We start from the raw sequence: 18101 nt of genomic DNA, 5'->3' as shown, positions 1-18101 counted from the left end.
CGGCCACCGCCAGCTCGGTCGGCGGCGCCACCGCCGAGCGCGTCAACCACAGCACCTTCGACATCGTGCACCTGATCGACAAGGCCAGCCCGAAGCTGTACGAAGCGTGCTGCACCGGCAAGCACATCAAGGAAGTCACCCTGGAACTGTGCCGCGCGGGCGGCGACAAGGTGAAGTATCTGGAAGTGAAGCTGGAACAGGTGCTGATCTCCAAGGTGCAGCCGCAAGGCGCGGCCAACGACGACGGCTTCCCGTCCGAGTCGGTGAGCCTGAGCTACGGCAAGATCAAGTGGACCTACACCCAGCAGAAGCGTGAAGACGGCGCCGGCGGCGGCAATGTCAGCGCCGGCTGGGACCTGACGGCGAACAAGACCATCGCCTGATCGGCCACGGGGCGGATCATCCCGCGCGCGCTGGCGCGACGCGGGTCGGTCCGCCCGGTTTCCGCCCGCCCGCGCGGCGGGCCGAAGCCTGTTCATGGTCTTTTCGGCGCCACGGCGCGACCCGCCGGCCGGTCGCGCGAGAAGCCCATGAACAGACTCTTACCCCGAGGAGAATCAAGATGCGCATCGTGATCGGATTACTGGGCCTCGCCCTGTTGGCGGGTTGCGCCGACACCCCCAAGAAGACCGAACCGGCCAAGGACGAGGGCAAGTGGCGCAAGGAGGCGCCGGCTCCCGCGCCGGCCAAGCCCACGCCGACCCCCGCGCCCAGCGCCACGCCGGCCGTCGATCCGAACACCTTCTCGTTCGACAAGATGAGCGTCAGCCTCGGCGACGCGGACAAGGCGCGCGCCGCCGCGCTGGCCGACAAGGCCAAGGCCGCCACCAGCGTGTCGATCCGCGGCTTCTGCGATCGCGCCGAGGTGGGCAACGCCAAGGATGCCGCCATCGCCCGCGCCAACGCGGTGCGCACCGAACTGATCAAGGCCGGCGTGCCCGCCGCCAAGATCCGCATCCGCTTCACCACCGACCAGCCGCGCCACGCCGCCGTGGTCGAATTCCAATAACACAACGCCACCGCCCGTCCCGGCCAGCGGCCGGGCAGGGCGGCTGACCGGGGAATGCCGTGCAACACCCGTTGATCGATGCCCACCCCGGCGCCCCGGCCTTGCGCCGGGGCGAGCGCATCGTGGCCGCCGCCTGACCGACCATGCTCGAATCCCTGCTTCCCTATTACGAACGCGAACTCGGCTACCTGCGCGAGCTGTCCGGCGAATTCGCGCGGCGTTACCCCAAGATCGCCGGCCGACTGCAACTGGAAGGCGACCAGTGCGAGGACCCGCACACCGAGCGCCTGATCGAATCGTTCGCCTTCCTGGCCGCGCGCATCCACCGCAAGCTGGACGACGAATACCCCGAGATCTCGTCCAGCTTCCTGGAGGTGCTGTACCCGCACTACCTGCGGCCGATCCCGGCCTCGACCATCGTCCAGTTCGAGTGCGACCCGCAGCGCCCCGAGATCGCCAAGCGCTACACCATCGACCGCCACCACGCGGTGCATGCCCCGGCGATCCAGGGCGTGGTGTGCAAGTTCCGCACCTGTTACCCGGTGGATCTGTACCCGCTGTCGCTCAAGAACGTGCGGCTGGAATTGGCCAGCGGCTCGGCCCACCTGCGCCGGCTGGCGCCGGATGCGGCGGCGGTGCTGACGCTGGAGCTGGAAACCCACGGCGACCTGGCGGTGGGGCAGATCGGGCTGGATCGCCTGCGCGTGTTCCTCGACGGCGAACCGGCGCTGATGCACCTGCTGTACGAGCTGATGCTGTCACAGACGCTGCGGGTAAGGGTGGGCGACGGCACCGATCACCCCGGCACCACGCGCGAACTGCCGGCGTCGATGATCCAGCCGGTGGGCTTCGGCCGCGACGAGGGCGTGCTCGAATACGACGAGCGCTCGTTCCTCGGCTATCGCCTGCTCACCGAGTATTTCAGCTTTCCCGACAAATTCCTGTTCCTGGATTTCCTGCGCCTGGGCGAGATCGCGCCGCGGCTGTCGGGCAACAAGCTGGTGATCCAGTGCATGATCGGCCGCTATCCCGACACCGAGCGCCACGAGCGGTTGCTGAACAACCTGGGCGCGCAGCACTTCAAGCTGGGCTGCACCCCCATCGTCAACCTGTTCACCCAGGCGGGAGAGCCGATCCGCGTCACCCACCAGCGTGCCTCGTACCCCGTGTGGGTCGACAGCCGCAAGCAGCAGGCATTCGAGGTGGTGCAGATCAAGCGCGTGGTGCGGGTGGAAAAGACCGGCAGCGACGAAAAGAGCGAAGAGGTGCTGCCGTTCTACGCGCTGCGCCACGGCAGCGACCAGGACGCGCCGCGCTTCTACTGGCACGCCAGCCGCGAGGCCGCCACCCGCCAGGACGACAAGGGCACCGACATCGAGCTGCACCTGGTGGACCTGGACTTCAACCCGGTGCGCCCGGCCGCCGAGGTGCTCAGCCTGGAAATCCTGTGCAGCAACCGCGATCTGCCCGAGCACATCCCGTTCGGCGGCAGCCAGGGCGGCCAGCATACCGATTTCACCCTGCCGGGGCACTCGGTGGTCAAGCGGGTGCGCCTGCTGCGCAAGCCCACCCCCAGCCTGCGCCCGCCGCAGCGGCGCGGCCTGCAATGGCGGCTGGTCTCCCACCTGTCGCTCAACTACCTGTCGATCGTCGAGGGCGGCAAGAGCGCGCTCCAGGAAATGCTGGCGCTGTACAACCTGACCGATTCGCCGGTGACCAACCGCCAGATCCAGGGCATCGCCGGCATCGGCAGCCAGTCGGCGGTCACCCGGGTGGCCGGGCGCGACTTCGCCGGCTTCGTGCGCGGCACCGAGATCACGCTGACGCTGGACGAGGACTACTACGTCGGCGGCAGCGTCTATCTGTTCGCCAGCGTGCTGGAGCGCTTCTTCGCGCTCTACTGCGCGCCCAACAGCTTTACCCGGCTGCGGGTGAAGAGCGCCCAACAACAAAACGAGGAGGTCGCGGTATGGCCGGCGCGCTCGGGCGAAGCCCTCGTGATCTGAACGCGGAGCTGGTCCGCGACACCTATCGTTTCGGTTTCTTCCAGGGCGTGCGGCTGCTGTCGCTGGCGGCCAACCATCGCGGCGAGAAACGGCGCGGCCCGCTGCCGGCCAGACTGCGCTTCCGCACCGTGGCGTCGCTGTCGTTCCCGGCCAGCGAGCTGACGCGCTACCAGCCGGCCGACCCCGAAGCGCTCGACGCCGAGCACGGCCGCGACGAGATGACCGTCGCCTTCATGGGCCTGACCGGGCCCAGCGGCATCCTGCCCCGCGCCTACACCGAATTGCTGATGGAGCGGCGCCAGTTCCACCGCGACACCGGCGCGCATGCCTTCTTCGACCTGTTCAGCCACCGCGCGATGGCGCTGTTCTACGGCGCCTGGCGCAAGTACCGCTACTGGCTGGCGGTGGAAAGCGGCGACCAGGACGGCTTCACCCGCTATCTGCTCGATTTGTCCGGCCTGGGGCTGGCGCGGCTGCGCGAACGCCTGGGCACCACCGAGACCGCCGGCGTCGACGAAAGCCTGTTCATCCACTACGCCGGCCTGCTGTCGCAGAAGCCGTTGTCGGCGCAGGCCATGGTGACGCTGATCGAAGGCTTCTTCGGCGTGCACACCGAGATGGCGCAATTCGTCGGCCAGTGGATCGACGTGCCGGTGGAGGAACAGACCCGGCTGGGGGCGGGGGCCTGCGAGCTGGGCCTGTCCGCCTTCGCCGGCGAACGGATCTGGGATCGCCAGACCAAGATGCAACTGCGCCTCGGCCCGATGCGCCGCAAGCACTTCGACCACCTGCTGCCCGGCAAGCCGGGCGCCGAGGCGCTGGATGCGCTGATGCAGTTCATGGTCGGCCACGGCCTGGCCTGCGATGTGACCCTGGTGCTGGATCGCCGCGACGTGCCCAAGCCGCGCCTCGCCGCCGACCAGCCGCTGCTGCTGGGCGGCAACGTCTGGCTCAACGGCACCCCGCCGGACGCGCATCCGGACCAGATGAACTACCGACTGCTGCACTGACGGCACCACGCAAGGAAAGCCAGAGATGGGCCTGTTCTCCCGATTGTTCGGCCGGCGCGACGATCCGCCTGCCGCCGACCCCGCGCCGCAGGGCGATCCGCCCGAGCTGGCGGCGGCCATCGCCGCGTTGCAGGCCGAAGACATGCCGGCGGTGCTGCGGCTGGCGGCGCCGCAGCTGGATGCGACCAATCCCGCGGTGCGCGCCGACGCGCAGCGGCTGTGTGCGCTGGCGCAATCGCGCCTGGGCGACTGGCCTGCGGCGTTCGGCCACTGGCAGGCGCTGTTCGCGCTGGAGCCCACCGCGCACAACGCGCTGCAAGTGGCGACCACCTCGGTGATGTGCGGCGAGATCGAGCGCGGCGAGCAGTGGTTCCGCCAGAGCGGCGAACTGAACGCCAGCAGCCAGGACACCAACCCGATCCAGGCGCACATCAGCTTTCTCACCGCCCTGTGCAACGTCGGCCGCCACGCCGACGCGCTGCCGTACCTGGGCTGGATCCGCGACGTGTATCGCCGGCTGCACATCACCGACGACACCTTTCTTCACCTGCGCGGTGTACCGTTCCTGTCGGTGTTCCTGGAGAACAGCTGGCCGGTGCTGCATGCCGCGCTGGACGCCCCGGCGATCGAGGCCTGGTACGGCGAGCTGATCGCCGACCTGGACGAGGACGGCGCGCAGCGCGCCCGCCACTGGCTGGCGACGCAGACCGCATCCGCCGATTGACCCACCCACACCACCCCCATTCATAAGCAGAGCACACCCATGTCCACCCCGCTCAAGGCCCTGGTCGGCCGCCTGACCCCGATTGCGCGCAGCGCCGTGGAGGCCGCGGCCAGTCGCGCGCTGTCGCGCACCAACTTCGAAGTCGAGATCGAGCACGTGCTGTTGGCGCTGCTCGACCAGGCCGACAACGCCTTTGGCGCCGCGCTGCGCGCCAGCGGGCTGGATGCCGCGCGCCTGGAGCGCGAGCTGGACCAGGCCGCCGACGGTTTCCGCACCGGCAACACCCGCAACCCGGTGTTGTCGAGCTGGCTGCCCAAGTGGCTGGAACGCGCCTGGCTGATCGCCGGCGCCGAGCGCAACGAGGACAGCATCTCCGGGCTGGACCTGCTGCTGGCGCTGCTGACCGACGACGCGCTGCGCGCCGCGCTGCAACAGTCGGCGCCGACGCTGCTCAAGCTGGACGCCGCACGGTTGAAGGAAGGCTACGCGGCGCTGCGCCAGCACGGCGGCGAGGCCGGCAGCGGGCCGGCGCCCACCGAGGTGGCGCAGGACGAAGCGCCGGTGGCCGCCGCGCCCGGCGGCGCGCGACGCGGCACGCCGGGCCTGGACAAATACACCATCGACCTCACCGCGCAGGCGCGCGCCGGCAGGATCGACCCGGTGCTGGGGCGCGACGGCGAGATCCGCCAGATGATCGACATCCTGCTACGCCGCCGCCAGAACAACCCCATCCTCACCGGCGAGCCCGGCGTGGGCAAGACCGCGGTGGTGGAAGGGCTGGCGTTGAAGATCGTGCAGGGCGAGGTGCCGCCGGCGCTGCTGGGCGTGAACCTGCGCACGCTGGACCTCGGCCTGTTGCAGGCCGGCGCCAGCGTCAAGGGCGAATTCGAGAACCGGCTGCGGCAGGTGATCGACGAAGTGAAGGCCAGCCCGGTGCCCATCGTGCTGTTCATCGACGAAGCGCACACCATGATCGGTGCCGGCGGCGCGGCCGGGCAGAACGATGCCGCCAACCTGCTCAAGCCCGCGCTGGCGCGCGGCGAATTGCGCACCATCGCCGCCACCACCTGGGCCGAGTACAAGAAGTACTTCGAAAAGGATGCGGCGCTGGCGCGGCGCTTCCAGGTGGTCAAGGTGGAAGAGCCGGCGCCCGAGATCGCGGTGCAGATGGTGCGCGGCCTGACCGACGCCATGGCCGGCCACCACAAGGTGGACATCCTCAACGAGGCGGTGGCCGCCGCGGTGAACCTGTCCAGCCGCTACATCACCGGGCGCCAGTTGCCGGACAAGGCCATCAGCGTGCTCGACACCGCCTGCGCCCGCGTGGCGCTGTCGCGCGCCGGCCGCCCCGGCCCGGTGGAGGATGTCGAAGCGTTGATCGCCAACATCGACCGCGAGATCGCCGCACTGGCGCGCGAGGAAGGCCACGCCGAGCGCATCGCCGAATTGCAGGCCAGGCGCGCCGAGCTGGAGGGCGACCTCAACACCCTGCACGCCGCCTGGGAAGTGCAGAAGAAGCTGGTCGACGAGATCGACGCGCTCAAGGCGCAGCAGGGCGACGACAAGCCGGCGGCCAAGGGCAAGAAGCCCAGCCCGTTGCAGAGCAAGCGCAACGAGCTGCGCGACCACCACAAGAAGCTGCCGCTGGCGTTCGAATGCGTGGACGAGAACGTGATCGCCGACGTGATCAGCGGCTGGACCGGCATCCCGCTGGGCCGCATGGTGAACAACGAGCTGGCGCAGGTGCAGCGCCTGGCGCACCTGCTGGCCGAGCGCGTCATCGGCCAGGACCACGCGCTGGGCCAGATCGCCGAGCGGGTGCAGATCGCCAAGGCCAACCTGGAAGACCCCGGCAAGCCCAAGGGCGTGTTCATGCTGGTGGGCCCGTCCGGCGTCGGCAAGACCGAGACCGCGCTGGCGCTGGCCGAATCGCTGTACGGCGGCGAGCGCAACCTCATCACCATCAACATGAGCGAGTACCAGGAATCGCACAGCGTCTCCGGCCTGAAGGGCTCGCCCCCCGGCTACGTCGGCTACGGCGAGGGCGGCGTGCTGACCGAGGCGGTGCGCCGCAAGCCGTATTCGGTGGTGTTGCTGGACGAAGTGGAAAAGGCGCACCCGGACGTGCTGGAGCTGTTCTTCCAGGTGTTCGACAAGGGCCTGCTGGAAGACAGCGAAGGCCGCGAGGTCGATTTCAAGAACACCATCATCCTGCTGACCTCCAACGCCGGCACCGACCTGGTGATGCGCGCCGTCGAGCACGGCGTGACCGCCGCCGAGGGCGAGGAAAGCCGCGACCCGACGCCGGACGACCTGGTCGAGATCCTGCGCCCCACGCTGCAAAAGACCTTCAAGCCCGCCTTCCTCGGCCGCCTGACCATCGTGCCGTACTTCCCGGTGAGCGACGACGTACTGCGCCGCATCATCGGCCTGAAGCTGGGCAAGATCCGCCGCCGCATCGAGGAAAACCACGGCGCCCAGGTCGAGTTCCCCGAGACCCTGGTCGAGCTGATCGCCAACCGCTGCTACGACGTGGACAGCGGCGCCCGCGACGCCGACGCCATCCTCACCCGCACCGTGCTGGCGCGCATCTCCGCCGACCTGCTCGACCGCATGGCGGCCGGCAAGCCGGTGAAGAAGATCGGCGTGACGGTGAAGGGCGACGAGCTGAAGGTGAAATTGAGCTGAGGGGGCGGGTGCCCCTGGGAAGGGAGAAGAGGGAAGGGGGAAGGGCAACTGCGCAAACCTTGAACCCCAAGTCCTGAACCACAGAGGACACGGAGAGCACGGAGGTTCACGGAGAAACCGTGGGAAGAGAGAAGGCCCCCTCCCTGCGCTGCGGGTTTTACCCTTCTCCCTTCTCCCTTCTCCCTTCCCATCATGAAAAACGGCCCTGCAGGGCCGTTTTTCATGACTGCCGGAAATCCAGCAACTCCCGCAACTGCCCCAGCGTCGAATCGTCCTTGATCACGGTCTGCAGCCAATCCTCCAACGGCATCTCGGCCCATTTGGCGGCGCGCTCGGCCAGCAGGGCGACGGGGCTGTGCGGCTCGTTGGTACGGAAGAACCGCGCCACTTCGCGCAGCTGGCGGATGGCGTCGGCGCGGCCTGCGATGGGACCGGCGGCGAAGGTCGCCTGCGGGACGGCGGCAGGGCCGGGGGCGGGGCTGGCGTCGTGGCTGGCGGTCATGGCGGGCTGTGCCTCCCCGGCGGGGGCGGCGGCCTGGCCGCCGAATTGTTCGAACAGGCGGTTGACCACCTCGCTGGTGGCGTTGATCGCTTCGCGGATCTCCGCCAGGTTGGGGGCGGAATAGCCGAAGCGCTCGTCGCCCAGGCGATCCAGTTCGGCGTAGGCGTCGCGGGCGCCGGCCAGCTGGCCGTTCAGCTTCTGGAACCACGGCAGGCCGGCGTAGTGCGCGGCCTTGTCGAACGCCTCGCCCGACAGCTTGCCCTCGGCGATGGCGCGCTCGCGTGCCTCGCTGTCGCGCAGGCCCAGGTTCTCCACCTCGCGCGATTCCTGCCAGCGGTACCAGTCGTAGCCGCCGTGCGCGGCCGGGATCAGCGGCACCAGGCGGATGGCGCGGCCCAGCTGGGTGTTCAGCCATTCCAGCTTGCCGACGCGCTCGTCCATGTCGTCCGGATCCAGCTCGGGGTACGCGGTTTCCCAGAAGCGCTGCAACAGGCCACAGATGAAGCGCAGGCCGAATTCCAGGCCCTCGTAGCCCTCGATGCGGGTCAGCGCCTCGACGTACCACACCGCCAGTTGCAGATCCTTGCTCTGGCCGATCAGCGCGTCCTCGCACAGCTTGCGCGCCTTGGGCCAGTCGGCGGTCTTGAGCGACGCCGCCCAGTCGCCCTGCGCCAGCGCGGGGTCGTCGGCGCGGCGCGCCTCGCGGATCTGGTCGAACAACGGCGAATAACCCAGGTCGCTGCCGGCCGGTTGTTCCGGCGACACCGGCGCGAGCAGCAGCTCCAGCTTGTCCAGTTGGGACTGATCCATCTGTATCAACCTCTTTCCATATTGGGGATGGTGGCGATCAGCGTCGCGCCGCAGCTGACCTTGTGTCCGTCGAGCGCCACCGGCTTGCCGTCGACCAGCCAGTTGGGATCGGCTTCGACGATGACGCAGTTGCTGTGCCCGGGGCGGGGGCAACTGACCGCGTCGCCCAGCCGGGCCACCTGCTTGCCCATCACCACGGTGGTGGACGAGGCGCCGACCACGGTGCCGCCATGGCTGGTGGGGTCGCCCAGGCGCACTACTCGTTTCATGTCGTTGCTCCCACGGCGGGGCGCATCACGCCGACGCCGACAAAATCGTCGCCTTCGAATTCGGCGGCCACGGTGGGCTGCGCCAGCTGGGCGGCGCGCAGCAGGGCGGTGGCCAGCAGCAGCGCGCCGCGTGCGGCGCCGGTGTCGCCGTACTCGACTACCACGTTGGTGGCCTGATCGATGGGGTTCAGCTCGCTGCCGAAGTAGTGCAGCGCCGAGGCCAGCGCCGCCAGCCGGCTGCCGCCGGTATCGACGCTGCCGCTGTTGTGCGCCAGCCAGCCGATCTCCACCGGCGGCGGGGCGTCGGCGTCGGCGCTGTCGAACGGGTGCTCGCGCAGGCTGGCATTGATCAGCGCGGCTTCCAGCAGGCTTTGCAATTGCCGCGTCAGTGCGTTGCCGCGCGCCAGTCCGCCCTGTTTCTGCAACACGCGGCCCTGGTGCAGCGTGGCCAGCGGCGCCAGGTCCAGCAGCGACGGTTGCAGCGGGGGTGGCACGCGGGCCCAGCCGACGGCGGCGGCTTCGCCACCCTGGCGTTCCCAATAGGGCTGGTACGGATCGCGCTCGTCGTCGGCGGGCAGGCTGTCGTCGGCATGGTAGGCGGTGACCAGACCCGGCCGGCTGAACAACAGCGCGACCACCGCGTGGCCGGGCTTGCCGCCGGGTGGATTGACGGGGGGACCGTCGTCGTCGTGGTCTTCTTCCTGAGCGTCGGCCAGCGGCGAATCGGGCCCCAGCAGCAGCAGCGCCGGCAGGGTGGGATCGTTCTCGAACAGGGCGACGATGCGGTCGGCGATGCCTTCGGTGCCGGGCAGGAACTTGCAGTCAGCCTGGCTGGGCGCGGGCTCCAGGAAGTTGTCCGCCACGGCGGCCTGCCACGCGTCGCGCACCAGTTCCAGCTGGGCGGCGCCGGCCAGTTGCGTGCCGGGCAGCAGGTAGACCGGCAACCACGCCACGGCCGGGCTGCCGCCGATGGCCAGGGTCAGCACTTCCCGCAGCGACTGGCGCAACGCGTGTTCGCGCCCGACGCCGGCGGTCTCCTCGGCCGGCTGTTCCAGGAAGGCGCAATGCGTGGGCTGACCGTCGAACCAATCCGGCGGCGGGGTGGTGGAGGCCACCCACACGCCGCGGCATTCGACATAGGCGCGGCGGCGCGCCAGCTCGGCCTCGTGCGCGCTGCGCGCCGCGTCGATCTTGGCCGCCTGCTCGGCCGCCTGGGCGTCGAGTGCGGCCTGGGCCGCGGCGGCGGCGCGCTTGGCGCGGTAGTGCTTCCAGGCACTCCAGGCGCCCATCAGCAATACCGGCGGCGCCACGTGCAGCAGCGTCAGCGCCGGCACCGACATCTGCCGCAGGTCGAAGGGCAGCACGAACCACACCAGCGCCCACCACACGCTGGTGATGCCGCCGAAAATCAGGGAATTGAGGATCATGCTGGAAAGCTTGTTTGTTCTGAACTTTGCTGACAGCGGTAAAGCGGCATTCTATCTCTTTTGGTACATTTATCGACAGACTCGCTGACACGGATGGCGTCATGGCCTTGCACCGCCGTCACTGCCCGCCGCCGGCGACGCCACTGCCGCCCGGCGGGGCGGATGCGACGATTATCCAGTCGGCATCGTGGGCCGACCGTTGGGAGCCGATGGCCGGAGCGAGATCATGGGGGCGCGTGGCCCACGCCGCCAGGCGCCGGCGGCTTACTGATTGGTTGGGCTATTCGGGGCGACGTCCGGGCCGCCAGGGCGTATGCGGTGGCGGCGGCGATCGAATCAAACGAGCGCTTGGGTACACAGGACAGCCTTGGTCATTGCATAAGCGCAAAGGCCGGTATTTACTTCGGCTTGCCTGGCACGCCGACAAGACACTTCTGGCCGCGTGGTGCTGACGTGCCGTATGTCCCAGGACTGTCTACGTTCGCGCTTCCTGCCAGCATCGCTGCGCCGGGTTTTGTCGGCCGCGCCTATATACATAATCACTCGCATCAGGAGAATTTCATGAACTTCAAAGCCGCTTCGATCACGCTGGCCCTGGCTTCAGTGTTCTCGGTGGGATTGATCAGCTGCAATGGCTCGGTGGACAACGGCGGTCCGTCCATCCCGTCGCCCACTCCGACCACCGTGCCGACGCCGGTGGAGGCCCAGGGGATCTACAACGGCTCCACGTCCGACAGCCGCCAACTGGTCACCCTGATCGTGCCGAGCGGCCAGTACTACGCGTGGTACACCACCAAGCTGTCGTCCACCGTGCTCGGCGGCGGCATCGAAGGCGTGCTCTCCGCCAGCGACGGTACGCTCGCTTCCAACAACGGCGTCGACTACAACATCGAGCTGGATACCATCAGCCCGGCGGTGCTGGCCGGCAGCTACACCGTCCAGAGCACCATCTCGGGCAATCTCACCTACGGCCAGAACGGCGACCAGGTGACCTTCAGCGCCAACTACGACACCGCCTACGACAACACGCCGTCGCTGAGCGCGGTGACCGGCACCTACGATGGCGTCGCCAGCAGCCCGGGCGGCACCGAACTGGTGGTGTTCACGGTGGGCACCGACGGCAAGGTGGCGGGCGTCGATCCGAACAACTGCACCTTCAGCGGCACGCTGACGCCCAACGCGGACCATAACTACTACGCGCTCAGCGTCACCTTCGGCGCGTCGCCGTGCGTGGCCGCCGGCCAGACCTTCACCGGCGTGTCGCTGTACCAGGCCACCGGCGGGCAACTGCTGGGCATGGCGCCCAACAGCAGCCGCACCAACGGGGTGATCTTCCGCGCGGTCAAGCGTCCTTCCTGATCGTCCGGCCTTGAACGAAAACACCGCGCCTTGGCGCGGTGTTTTGCTGTTGGGGCGGCGAGGGCTGCCTGCGGTTACGCGGCCTTGGGCGCCAGGTCCGGCGGCAGCGCGGTGCGCGAATGGCGTTGCAGGAAGCGCCGCAGCACCACGAAGGTGACGAGCGCCACCGTCGCCACCGCCAGGTAGAGCTGCTGCACCGGCACGCGATCGCCCACCACGCTGACCAGCAGCCCGGCCAAGGGCAGGCTCAACTGGTTCAGCAGCACGATCAGGCCGATGGCGCGGCCCAGTTGCGCCTGCGGAATCCAGTGCAGCCGCTCGGTGCGGATGAACACGTTGAACAGGCCGCACAGCGCAAAGCTCAGCGCGTAGCCGGCGACGAACACCGGATAACTGTGCGCCAGCCCCATCACCAGCCCGCCCAGCGCGATCACCACGAAGGCGAACACGCCCAGGCGATACACCGAGCAGCGTCGCAGCAGCCACGGCACCAGCAGGAAGCTGGCGATCGACAGCACGCCCACCGACATCTGGAGGCTGGCGTAGGCCTGGTCCGGCAGGCCGAACCGGCCGACGGTGATGGCCGCGCCGGTGGCCAGCGCCAGGCCGACCACCAGGTTCACCGCCAGCGACAGCCCGACCAGCGCCACCAGCAGCGGCGTGTCGCGCAGCACGCGCCAGCCGGTGGCCAGGCCGGCCAGGACGCTTTCGCGCCGCGCTTCGGTATCGATCCGCCTGGCGGCGCGCAGCGCGCGCACGCCGCAGGCGCTCAGGGCAAACACCACGGCGGCGGCCCACAGCAGTTGCGCCGGCGCCAGCCACAGCATCAGCACGCCGGCCAGCGCCGGTCCGGCCACGCCGGCGCCGTAGTTGATGCCCTGCAAAGTGCTCTGGGCCTTGGGCATGTCGGCCTTGCTCACCAGCAACGGCACGGTGGCTTCCAGCGCGATGAAGGCCTGGGCGTAACAGAACGCGCACAGCGCCATCAGCAGCGCGGTGACGGCGAACGCCTGCTGCGGTGCCAGCGTCAGCGTCCACGCCGCGAGCAGGCAGGCCACGGCGCGCACGCTGTCGGCCACCACGTAGACGCGCGCGCCGCCCACGCGGTCGGCCAGCACGCCGGCCAGCGGCAGCGAGATCACCCGCGGCAGCCATTCGCAGAGGAAGGCCAGCCCGGACATGGATACGCTGCCGGTGGCGCGATAGACGATCAGCGGCACCGCGAACATCAGCATCTGGTCGCCCAGGGTGGAGGCGGCGCGCGAGGCCAGGAACAACGCGATGCGGGCGCGGTTCATGGCAGCGCCGCGGCGGGCTGGGGCGCGGTGGTGGCGTGCGGCGCCACCCGCAGCCGGGCCTCGATGGCGTCGGCCAGCATGTCCAGCCGGGCGCGCAGGGTGGCGTAGTCGTCGGCGCGCAGCACGATATGGCCGACGAAGGCCGCGTTGTCGCGCGCCGTGGCGCTGACGGCGTCGCCCGGCCGCTTGCCGTAGCCGGCCTGCTCCAGCGGGATGCCCAGCGCGTGCGCCAGCATGGGGATGTCCGGCGCGGCCAGCAATACGCCGTCAGCGGGGGCGCGCAGCATGCGGATGCCGGCGTGGCCGGCCTGGCGTGGCGGCGCGGCGCGGTGTGCGCCGTCCAGCGCCCAGCTCACCCATTCCTCCCACGGCTCGAAGCCGGGGAAGGCCAGCCGGGCCAGGTCCCAGATATGCATGCCGGCCGGCCGCATATTGGTCTCGACCGCCCAGGTGGTGCCGTCGCGGTGGAAGATCTCGTTGTGGTAGACGCCGTGGTCCTCGGACACCAGCGCGCGCATGTGGCGGCCGGCGGCGTCGATGCGCGCGGCGTCCGCCTCGCTCAGCGGCGCGGGCACGATCTGCTGGAACTCGGCGCGGAATTCGTCCTGCGTGGTGTGCTTCTCGGTGATCCAGCTTTGCCCGGCGACGTAATCCCAACTGTATTCGCGCGCGTGCTCGATCAGCGTCTCGACGATGACGCCGCCGTGGCGGTACGGCGCCAGCGCCTGCCATACCGCGCCGCAGGCGCCGCTGTGCTGCACTGCCTGGCAGCCGCGGCTGTTGCCTTCGCTGGCCGGTTTGACGAACGCCTTGCCGCCGAGTGCGGCCACGGCGGCCTGCAAGGCGTCCAGGCTGTCCACCTGGGTGCTGGACACCGGCCGGTAGCCGGCGGGCCGTTCCGGATGGCTGTGGTCCAGCGCGCGGAACACGCGCTTGTCCAGCCCCGCGCGAGCGGCGTCGGCGGCGGGGCCGGGCAGGCCGTGCTCGCCGGCCAGCGCGGCGCCGAGCAGGATGCCGCGATCGGAGAACGGCAGGATGCCCAGCGGGCGCAGCCCGCGTTGCGTCAGTTCGATGCGCACCACGGCGCGCGCGCTGTCCAGCGCGGCGGCGTCCAGCGATACCGCCAGCACCCCGTCGGCGGCGTCGTAGTCCTGCGGTTGGGGGTGCTCAGTCAGCAGCAGCAGGTGCAGGCCGCGGCGGTGGGCGATGGCGCGCAGCTTGGCGATGTCGTAGATGCGGACATTGTTGTAGCCGACGACGATCAGGCAGTGTTTCATGGGGGTCCTTGGTGTCCGGGGCGAGCGCAGGAAGCCTTTGAACAGGCGCTCAGGCGGTCTGGCTGACCCGGGTTTCCTCGAAGATGCGCAGCAGCGCGTGGCGTACCGCGTCCGCGCTGCCTTGCACCACGCCGGACAGCGGCGAGGCGCCGGGGGTGTAGCTGATGCCGTGCGCGTCGCGCGGGCGGGTGTTGCGCTGGTAGGAGCGCAGCGTGCCCTGCCAGCGCGCGGCGTCGAAATCCACCTGCAACGGCCCGTGGTAGCGATGGCCGGGATAGACGAACCAGCCGAAGTAATGGTCGTGCTCGCGCGGTTGCAGCGCCGGCGCGTTGCCGTGCAACTGGTAGTGCAGGTCGGCCTGGTAGAGGTTGATGCCGGTCTTCAGCTCGAAGGTTTCGGCCACGCCGGCGCCGCCGACGCGGGCGGCGGTCTCCAGGAACCAGTCGTGGCCGTCGGCATCGCGGATGCCTTCGAAATGGAAGCTGCCGTCGCGCTGTCCCAGCGCGGCCAGCGTGCGTTGGGCCAGCGCCAGCGCGGCGCTGTCGGTCGGGCATTGGGCGGAACCCAGCGGTGCGCCGTGGGCGTAGTTGAGGCAGTCGCCGACGTAGACGCTGGTCACGGCGCTGACGATGTCGCCGTCGGCCAGGAAGCCATCGACGTGGAAGATGGCGCCGGGCACGAACGCCTCGACGAACAGCTCGTCGCCGCTCTCGACCAGCCGGGCCAGGATCTCGTCGCGCGTGCCGGCGACGATGCCGGTGCTGGAAGCCTCCAGCCGGGGCTTGGCCAGGTAGCGGCGCGCATCGGGCGGCAGGGCGCGGAACGCGGCGGCGTCCCAGTGTTCGGGCTGGCGGATGCCGGTGGCGCGGCAGCATTCGCGCATCAGCCATTTGTCGCGCAGGGGCAGGATGGCGTCGGGGCGCTCGCCGGGAATGTCGAAGCGTTCGCGCAGGCGGGCGGCGGCCAGCAGGTCGTATTCCGAGCGGGCGATCAGCCGGTCGGTGCGCGCCCACAGCGGCGCCAGCGTGGTCGCCAGCGCGTCGGCGTCGAAGCGCTCGGCCTCCAGCAGGTGGAAGTCGGCGTCGCCGGGCAGTTCTGCGGCGGCGGTGGCGTCCAGGCACAGATAGGTGACGTGGTGCGCCGCGTGGTCGATCGCGAGGTCGTAGCGCACCTTGGCGTAGGGAATGCGGTGCAGGATGACGATGTTCATGCGTGATACTCGATGGCGAAGTGGTCCTGGCTGGCGACCACGAAGTGCGCGCGCTCGGCGCTGGACAGCGCGGTGATGTCCCACAGCGCCTGGCCGACGAAGATCTCCCGCTCCACCTGCGGCAGCCGTTCGCCCTCGGCGACGAACAACTTGTCGCGCAGCGCGGGCTGGCCGGTGTCGCGGCGGCTCAGCCGGCGCACGGTGCGGCCGCCTTCGCCGAAGAACACGCGGAAGAAGGTGTGGCGCCGCTCGTTGGGCGCCGGGGTGGCGATGCGGCCGGTGAGGAGGTCGATCCAGCGCGCCAGCAGATCGACGCCGCAATGCAGTTGCGTGCTGTCGACGATGTAGGCGCCGCCGATGCGCGGGTTGATCTCGATGATTTCCCAGCCGTCCTCGGGGTGGTGGCGCGCCTCGATGTGGTAGACGCCGCTGTCGATGCCGAAGGCGCCCAGGCAGCGGGCGACGAATTCTGGGCCGCTCGCCAGCGCCTCGGGCGGCAGCGACAGTGGCGGGCAGGTGCAGGCGTTCTCCAGCGTGGTGCGGCCGTGCGATTGCAGATCCACCTTTTCGTGCACGGCGTGCACGGTGATGCAGCCGCGTTCCACGCTGACCTCGAAACTGCATTCGGGGCCGCGGATCAGGTCCTCGACGATAAAGGCCGGCTCGCCGCCGAAGATGCCGCAGTAGGCCGCGTCGTCGCAGGCGCGGCGCCACAGCGCGGCCAGTTCGTCGTAGTGCGCCAGGCGGTCGGCGCGGAAGGTGCCGAAGCTGGCGAGGCCGGTGCGCGGCTTGATGAAGTGGCGCGAGCGGTCGGCCAGCGCGGCGAAGCGCTCGGCGGTGAGCACCTGCGCGGTCTTGCGGGTCAGGCCGTGGCGGCGCAGCGTATCGCGCATCGTCAGTTTGTCGCGCAGCGACTCGATGGCTTCCGGCGCCACATCGCAGGCGCCCAGGCGGCGGTTGGCGCGCGCCATCAGGTCGCGATAGCCGTCCCATACCGAGATGCAGCCGACCAGCCGGAACCGGCCGGACAACGCATCCAGGTGCGCCGACACCTGCGCCCAGTCCAGCGCGTGGCCGTCGGCGAAGGCGGCATGCGTCACCTGCGCGCCCCAGTCGGGCACCAGACCGCGCGCGGAGGTGGACGACAGCACGCAGACCGCATAGCCGCGGCGGGCCAGCTCGGCGGCGAGCGGCGGCACCATGGACAGGCCCTGGTGCGACAGAATCAAGAATCCCTGTTTCATCGTGTTCACCCTCGATGCCCGCCGGGCGACGGCGGGCTGCTTGCTCACAACAGGCGCGCGGCCCCACCGCGGCCGGCGGGGCATGGCTTGGCGGATGCTCAGGCGGCCTGTGCTTCGTCGGCGCCGTGCAGGCGGTACATGTCTTCGAAGAACATCTTCAGCAGATCCTGGATCTCGGCCAGGTAGCGCTTCACGTCGGCGAGATCCTGCTCGTTGTCGATCAGCAGGCTGAGGATGTCCCACATGTCCTGGGTGTGGTCTTCGACCAGGTCGGTGTTCAGGTGGGCAGCCTGACCGCGGATGTGGTCCTTGCCCAGCGATTCGCCCATCGCCTTGATCTGCTTGGGGGTGATCTTCTGGGTGGTGTACTCGACCAGGTAGCTGTAGCAGATCACGCCCAGCGGCTTTTCGTGTTCGGCGACGAAGTACAGGTAGCCGGCGAGCAGGCGGGTGTAGAAGCTGGGCTCGGTGGCGTAGATCTCCTCGCGCGCCACGCCGATGCGCTCGGCATCCTGCATGAACAGCATGTCGTGCAGCATTTCCTCGTCCTGGTAGGCGGCGTACAGCTTGGCCGCCTCGGCGTGCAGCTTGGTGATGCGGTGCAACGCGTTGGCCTGGGCGCTGCGCATCAGACGGATGCGCCAGCAGTGCTCGATCAGCGACTGGCGGTAGTAAGGCATGTGCACCTGCTTGCCCTCGAAGTGGCGGGCGTACGGTACGGTGCGGTTCCATTCGTCGATCTTGCCGTCGAGAAACGTGTCGATCTCGCGCTTGGCGTGGGCGCTGGCTTCCTTGTCCAGGAAGGGCTTGCTGCGGATCAGCGAACGGTCGGTGATGCGATTGCGGTGTTCCATGAAGGCTCCTAGTTGATTTCAAACAGCACGGCGTCGCCGAAGGCTCTGCATTGGCAGGCGAGGCGCAGCGCGGGGTCGGTTTCTCCGGTCAGTTCGAACAGGCGGTGTTCCCGGTCGGTCCTGGCGGACAGGTTTTCGGCGCCACTGACGATGCGCACCGCACAGGTGCCGCAATTGCCGGATTTGCAGCCGAACATGATGTGGTCTTCCATTTCGATCAGCGCCACGCTGTCGCTGAATTCGACCTCGGTGCCGGTGTTGACGAACCTGAGGATGGGCATGGGCTGGGGTCTCCAAACGTGCGAATGCCCGGCGGGATGCGGCGTCGGCGCGAAGGGGGACGGCCCGCAACAGGCGAGCGCAAGGGTAGGGGGCTGGGCGTCTGGCGGGCAGATAAATGGCTCAGCAAAATTG

Annotated in this window: 16 protein-coding genes; 7 read left to right on the top strand and 9 right to left on the bottom strand. The window is 69.3% G+C overall.

Going from position 1 to position 18101, the window contains the following annotated elements:
- The 6 genes from C556_RS0116570 to tssH all read left to right on the top strand — a co-directional run.
- Nucleotides 1–383: Hcp family type VI secretion system effector (locus tag C556_RS0116570; protein WP_018747118.1), on the top strand; the 383-nt coding region annotated here is incomplete at its 5' end.
- Nucleotides 384–562: 179 nt separating this feature from the next.
- Nucleotides 563–1009, top strand: coding sequence for an OmpA family protein (locus tag C556_RS20850; protein WP_018749368.1), 447 nt, complete (start codon nucleotides 563–565; stop codon nucleotides 1007–1009).
- Nucleotides 1010–1152: 143 nt separating this feature from the next.
- A complete protein-coding gene (gene tssF / locus C556_RS0116555) occupies nucleotides 1153–3015 on the top strand; it encodes a type VI secretion system baseplate subunit TssF (RefSeq protein ID WP_018749367.1) in 1863 nt (620 codons plus the stop codon).
- Complete coding sequence (gene tssG / locus C556_RS0116550) at nucleotides 2979–4025, top strand: type VI secretion system baseplate subunit TssG (RefSeq protein WP_018749366.1); 1047 nt, start codon at nucleotides 2979–2981, stop codon at nucleotides 4023–4025. The genes tssF and tssG overlap by 37 nt, the downstream gene beginning before the upstream one ends.
- 25 nt (nucleotides 4026–4050) lie before the next feature.
- Entirely contained in the window at nucleotides 4051–4749 is a 699-nt protein-coding gene (locus C556_RS0116545; protein ID WP_018749365.1) for a hypothetical protein, read from the top strand.
- 39 nt (nucleotides 4750–4788) lie between these two features.
- Complete coding sequence (gene tssH, locus C556_RS0116540; RefSeq protein ID WP_018749364.1) at nucleotides 4789–7437, top strand: type VI secretion system ATPase TssH; 2649 nt, start codon at nucleotides 4789–4791, stop codon at nucleotides 7435–7437.
- A gap of 220 nt (nucleotides 7438–7657) precedes the next feature.
- Here the strand turns inward: tssH and tssA are convergent, their stop codons facing one another.
- The 3 genes from tssA to C556_RS0116525 are packed head-to-tail and all read right to left on the bottom strand — an operon-like array spanning nucleotide 7658 to nucleotide 10445.
- Nucleotides 7658–8749, bottom strand: a complete 1092-nt coding sequence (tssA, locus tag C556_RS0116535; RefSeq protein WP_018749363.1) for a type VI secretion system protein TssA — start codon at nucleotides 8747–8749, stop codon at nucleotides 7658–7660.
- Nucleotides 8750–8754: 5 nt separating this feature from the next.
- Nucleotides 8755–9018 carry a PAAR domain-containing protein gene (locus C556_RS0116530; RefSeq protein ID WP_026263161.1) on the bottom strand — a complete coding sequence of 88 codons (264 nt, stop codon included), beginning with the start codon at nucleotides 9016–9018 and terminating at the stop codon, nucleotides 8755–8757.
- Nucleotides 9015–10445 carry a hypothetical protein gene (locus tag C556_RS0116525; RefSeq protein ID WP_018749361.1) on the bottom strand — a complete coding sequence of 477 codons (1431 nt, stop codon included), beginning with the start codon at nucleotides 10443–10445 and terminating at the stop codon, nucleotides 9015–9017. The genes C556_RS0116530 and C556_RS0116525 overlap by 4 nt, the downstream gene beginning before the upstream one ends.
- Before the next feature lie 561 nt (nucleotides 10446–11006).
- On the opposite strand from C556_RS0116525, the gene C556_RS0116520 reads away from it, so the two are divergent.
- Nucleotides 11007–11804, top strand: coding sequence for a hypothetical protein (locus tag C556_RS0116520; RefSeq protein WP_018749360.1), 798 nt, complete (start codon nucleotides 11007–11009; stop codon nucleotides 11802–11804).
- Between the two features lie 74 nt (nucleotides 11805–11878).
- On the opposite strand, the gene C556_RS0116515 is transcribed toward C556_RS0116520, so the two are convergent.
- The 6 genes from C556_RS0116515 to C556_RS0116490 form a co-directional block, all read right to left on the bottom strand.
- A complete protein-coding gene (locus C556_RS0116515) occupies nucleotides 11879–13102 on the bottom strand; it encodes an MFS transporter (protein ID WP_018749359.1) in 1224 nt (407 codons plus the stop codon).
- Nucleotides 13099–14379, bottom strand: a complete 1281-nt coding sequence (locus tag C556_RS20845; RefSeq protein ID WP_018749358.1) for an ATP-grasp domain-containing protein — start codon at nucleotides 14377–14379, stop codon at nucleotides 13099–13101. The genes C556_RS0116515 and C556_RS20845 overlap by 4 nt, the downstream gene beginning before the upstream one ends.
- A gap of 49 nt (nucleotides 14380–14428) precedes the next feature.
- Nucleotides 14429–15589: an ATP-grasp domain-containing protein gene (locus tag C556_RS20840; RefSeq protein WP_018749357.1), complete on the bottom strand. Its 1161-nt coding sequence runs from the start codon at nucleotides 15587–15589 to the stop codon at nucleotides 14429–14431.
- Entirely contained in the window at nucleotides 15586–16833 is a 1248-nt protein-coding gene (locus C556_RS0116500; RefSeq protein ID WP_018749356.1) for an ATP-grasp domain-containing protein, read from the bottom strand. The genes C556_RS20840 and C556_RS0116500 overlap by 4 nt, the downstream gene beginning before the upstream one ends.
- 98 nt (nucleotides 16834–16931) lie before the next feature.
- The gene (locus tag C556_RS0116495; RefSeq protein ID WP_018749355.1) at nucleotides 16932–17687 is read right to left on the bottom strand and encodes an iron-containing redox enzyme family protein; all 756 of its coding nucleotides are present in this window, start codon (nucleotides 17685–17687) and stop codon (nucleotides 16932–16934) included.
- An 8-nt stretch (nucleotides 17688–17695) separates the two neighbouring features.
- Nucleotides 17696–17968: a 2Fe-2S iron-sulfur cluster-binding protein gene (locus tag C556_RS0116490; protein ID WP_018749354.1), complete on the bottom strand. Its 273-nt coding sequence runs from the start codon at nucleotides 17966–17968 to the stop codon at nucleotides 17696–17698.
- Nucleotides 17969–18101 lie beyond the last annotated feature (133 nt).

The sequence above is a fragment of the Chitiniphilus shinanonensis DSM 23277 genome (assembly GCF_000374805.1).
In the GTDB taxonomy this organism is placed as follows: Bacteria; Pseudomonadota; Gammaproteobacteria; order Burkholderiales; family Chitinibacteraceae; genus Chitiniphilus; species Chitiniphilus shinanonensis.
The sequence above is the reverse complement of the archived record's forward strand: the minus strand, read 5'-3'. Positions and strand labels throughout refer to the sequence as shown.

What these genes read in the sequence shown, in the direction of transcription:
- C556_RS20850 (WP_018749368.1), top strand. Translation starts at nt 563, where the DNA reads ATGCGCATCGTGATCGGATTACTGGGCCTCGCCCTGTTGGCGGGTTGC.
- tssF (WP_018749367.1), top strand. Translation starts at nt 1,153, where the DNA reads ATGCTCGAATCCCTGCTTCCCTATTACGAACGCGAACTCGGCTACCTG.
- tssG (WP_018749366.1), top strand. Translation starts at nt 2,979, where the DNA reads ATGGCCGGCGCGCTCGGGCGAAGCCCTCGTGATCTGAACGCGGAGCTG.
- C556_RS0116545 (WP_018749365.1), top strand. Translation starts at nt 4,051, where the DNA reads ATGGGCCTGTTCTCCCGATTGTTCGGCCGGCGCGACGATCCGCCTGCC.
- tssH (WP_018749364.1), top strand. Translation starts at nt 4,789, where the DNA reads ATGTCCACCCCGCTCAAGGCCCTGGTCGGCCGCCTGACCCCGATTGCG.
- tssA (WP_018749363.1), bottom strand. Translation starts at nt 8,749, where the DNA reads ATGGATCAGTCCCAACTGGACAAGCTGGAGCTGCTGCTCGCGCCGGTG.
- C556_RS0116530 (WP_026263161.1), bottom strand. Translation starts at nt 9,018, where the DNA reads ATGAAACGAGTAGTGCGCCTGGGCGACCCCACCAGCCATGGCGGCACC.
- C556_RS0116525 (WP_018749361.1), bottom strand. Translation starts at nt 10,445, where the DNA reads ATGATCCTCAATTCCCTGATTTTCGGCGGCATCACCAGCGTGTGGTGG.
- C556_RS0116520 (WP_018749360.1), top strand. Translation starts at nt 11,007, where the DNA reads ATGAACTTCAAAGCCGCTTCGATCACGCTGGCCCTGGCTTCAGTGTTC.
- C556_RS0116515 (WP_018749359.1), bottom strand. Translation starts at nt 13,102, where the DNA reads ATGAACCGCGCCCGCATCGCGTTGTTCCTGGCCTCGCGCGCCGCCTCC.
- C556_RS20845 (WP_018749358.1), bottom strand. Translation starts at nt 14,379, where the DNA reads ATGAAACACTGCCTGATCGTCGTCGGCTACAACAATGTCCGCATCTAC.
- C556_RS20840 (WP_018749357.1), bottom strand. Translation starts at nt 15,589, where the DNA reads ATGAACATCGTCATCCTGCACCGCATTCCCTACGCCAAGGTGCGCTAC.
- C556_RS0116500 (WP_018749356.1), bottom strand. Translation starts at nt 16,833, where the DNA reads ATGAAACAGGGATTCTTGATTCTGTCGCACCAGGGCCTGTCCATGGTG.
- C556_RS0116495 (WP_018749355.1), bottom strand. Translation starts at nt 17,687, where the DNA reads ATGGAACACCGCAATCGCATCACCGACCGTTCGCTGATCCGCAGCAAG.
- C556_RS0116490 (WP_018749354.1), bottom strand. Translation starts at nt 17,968, where the DNA reads ATGCCCATCCTCAGGTTCGTCAACACCGGCACCGAGGTCGAATTCAGC.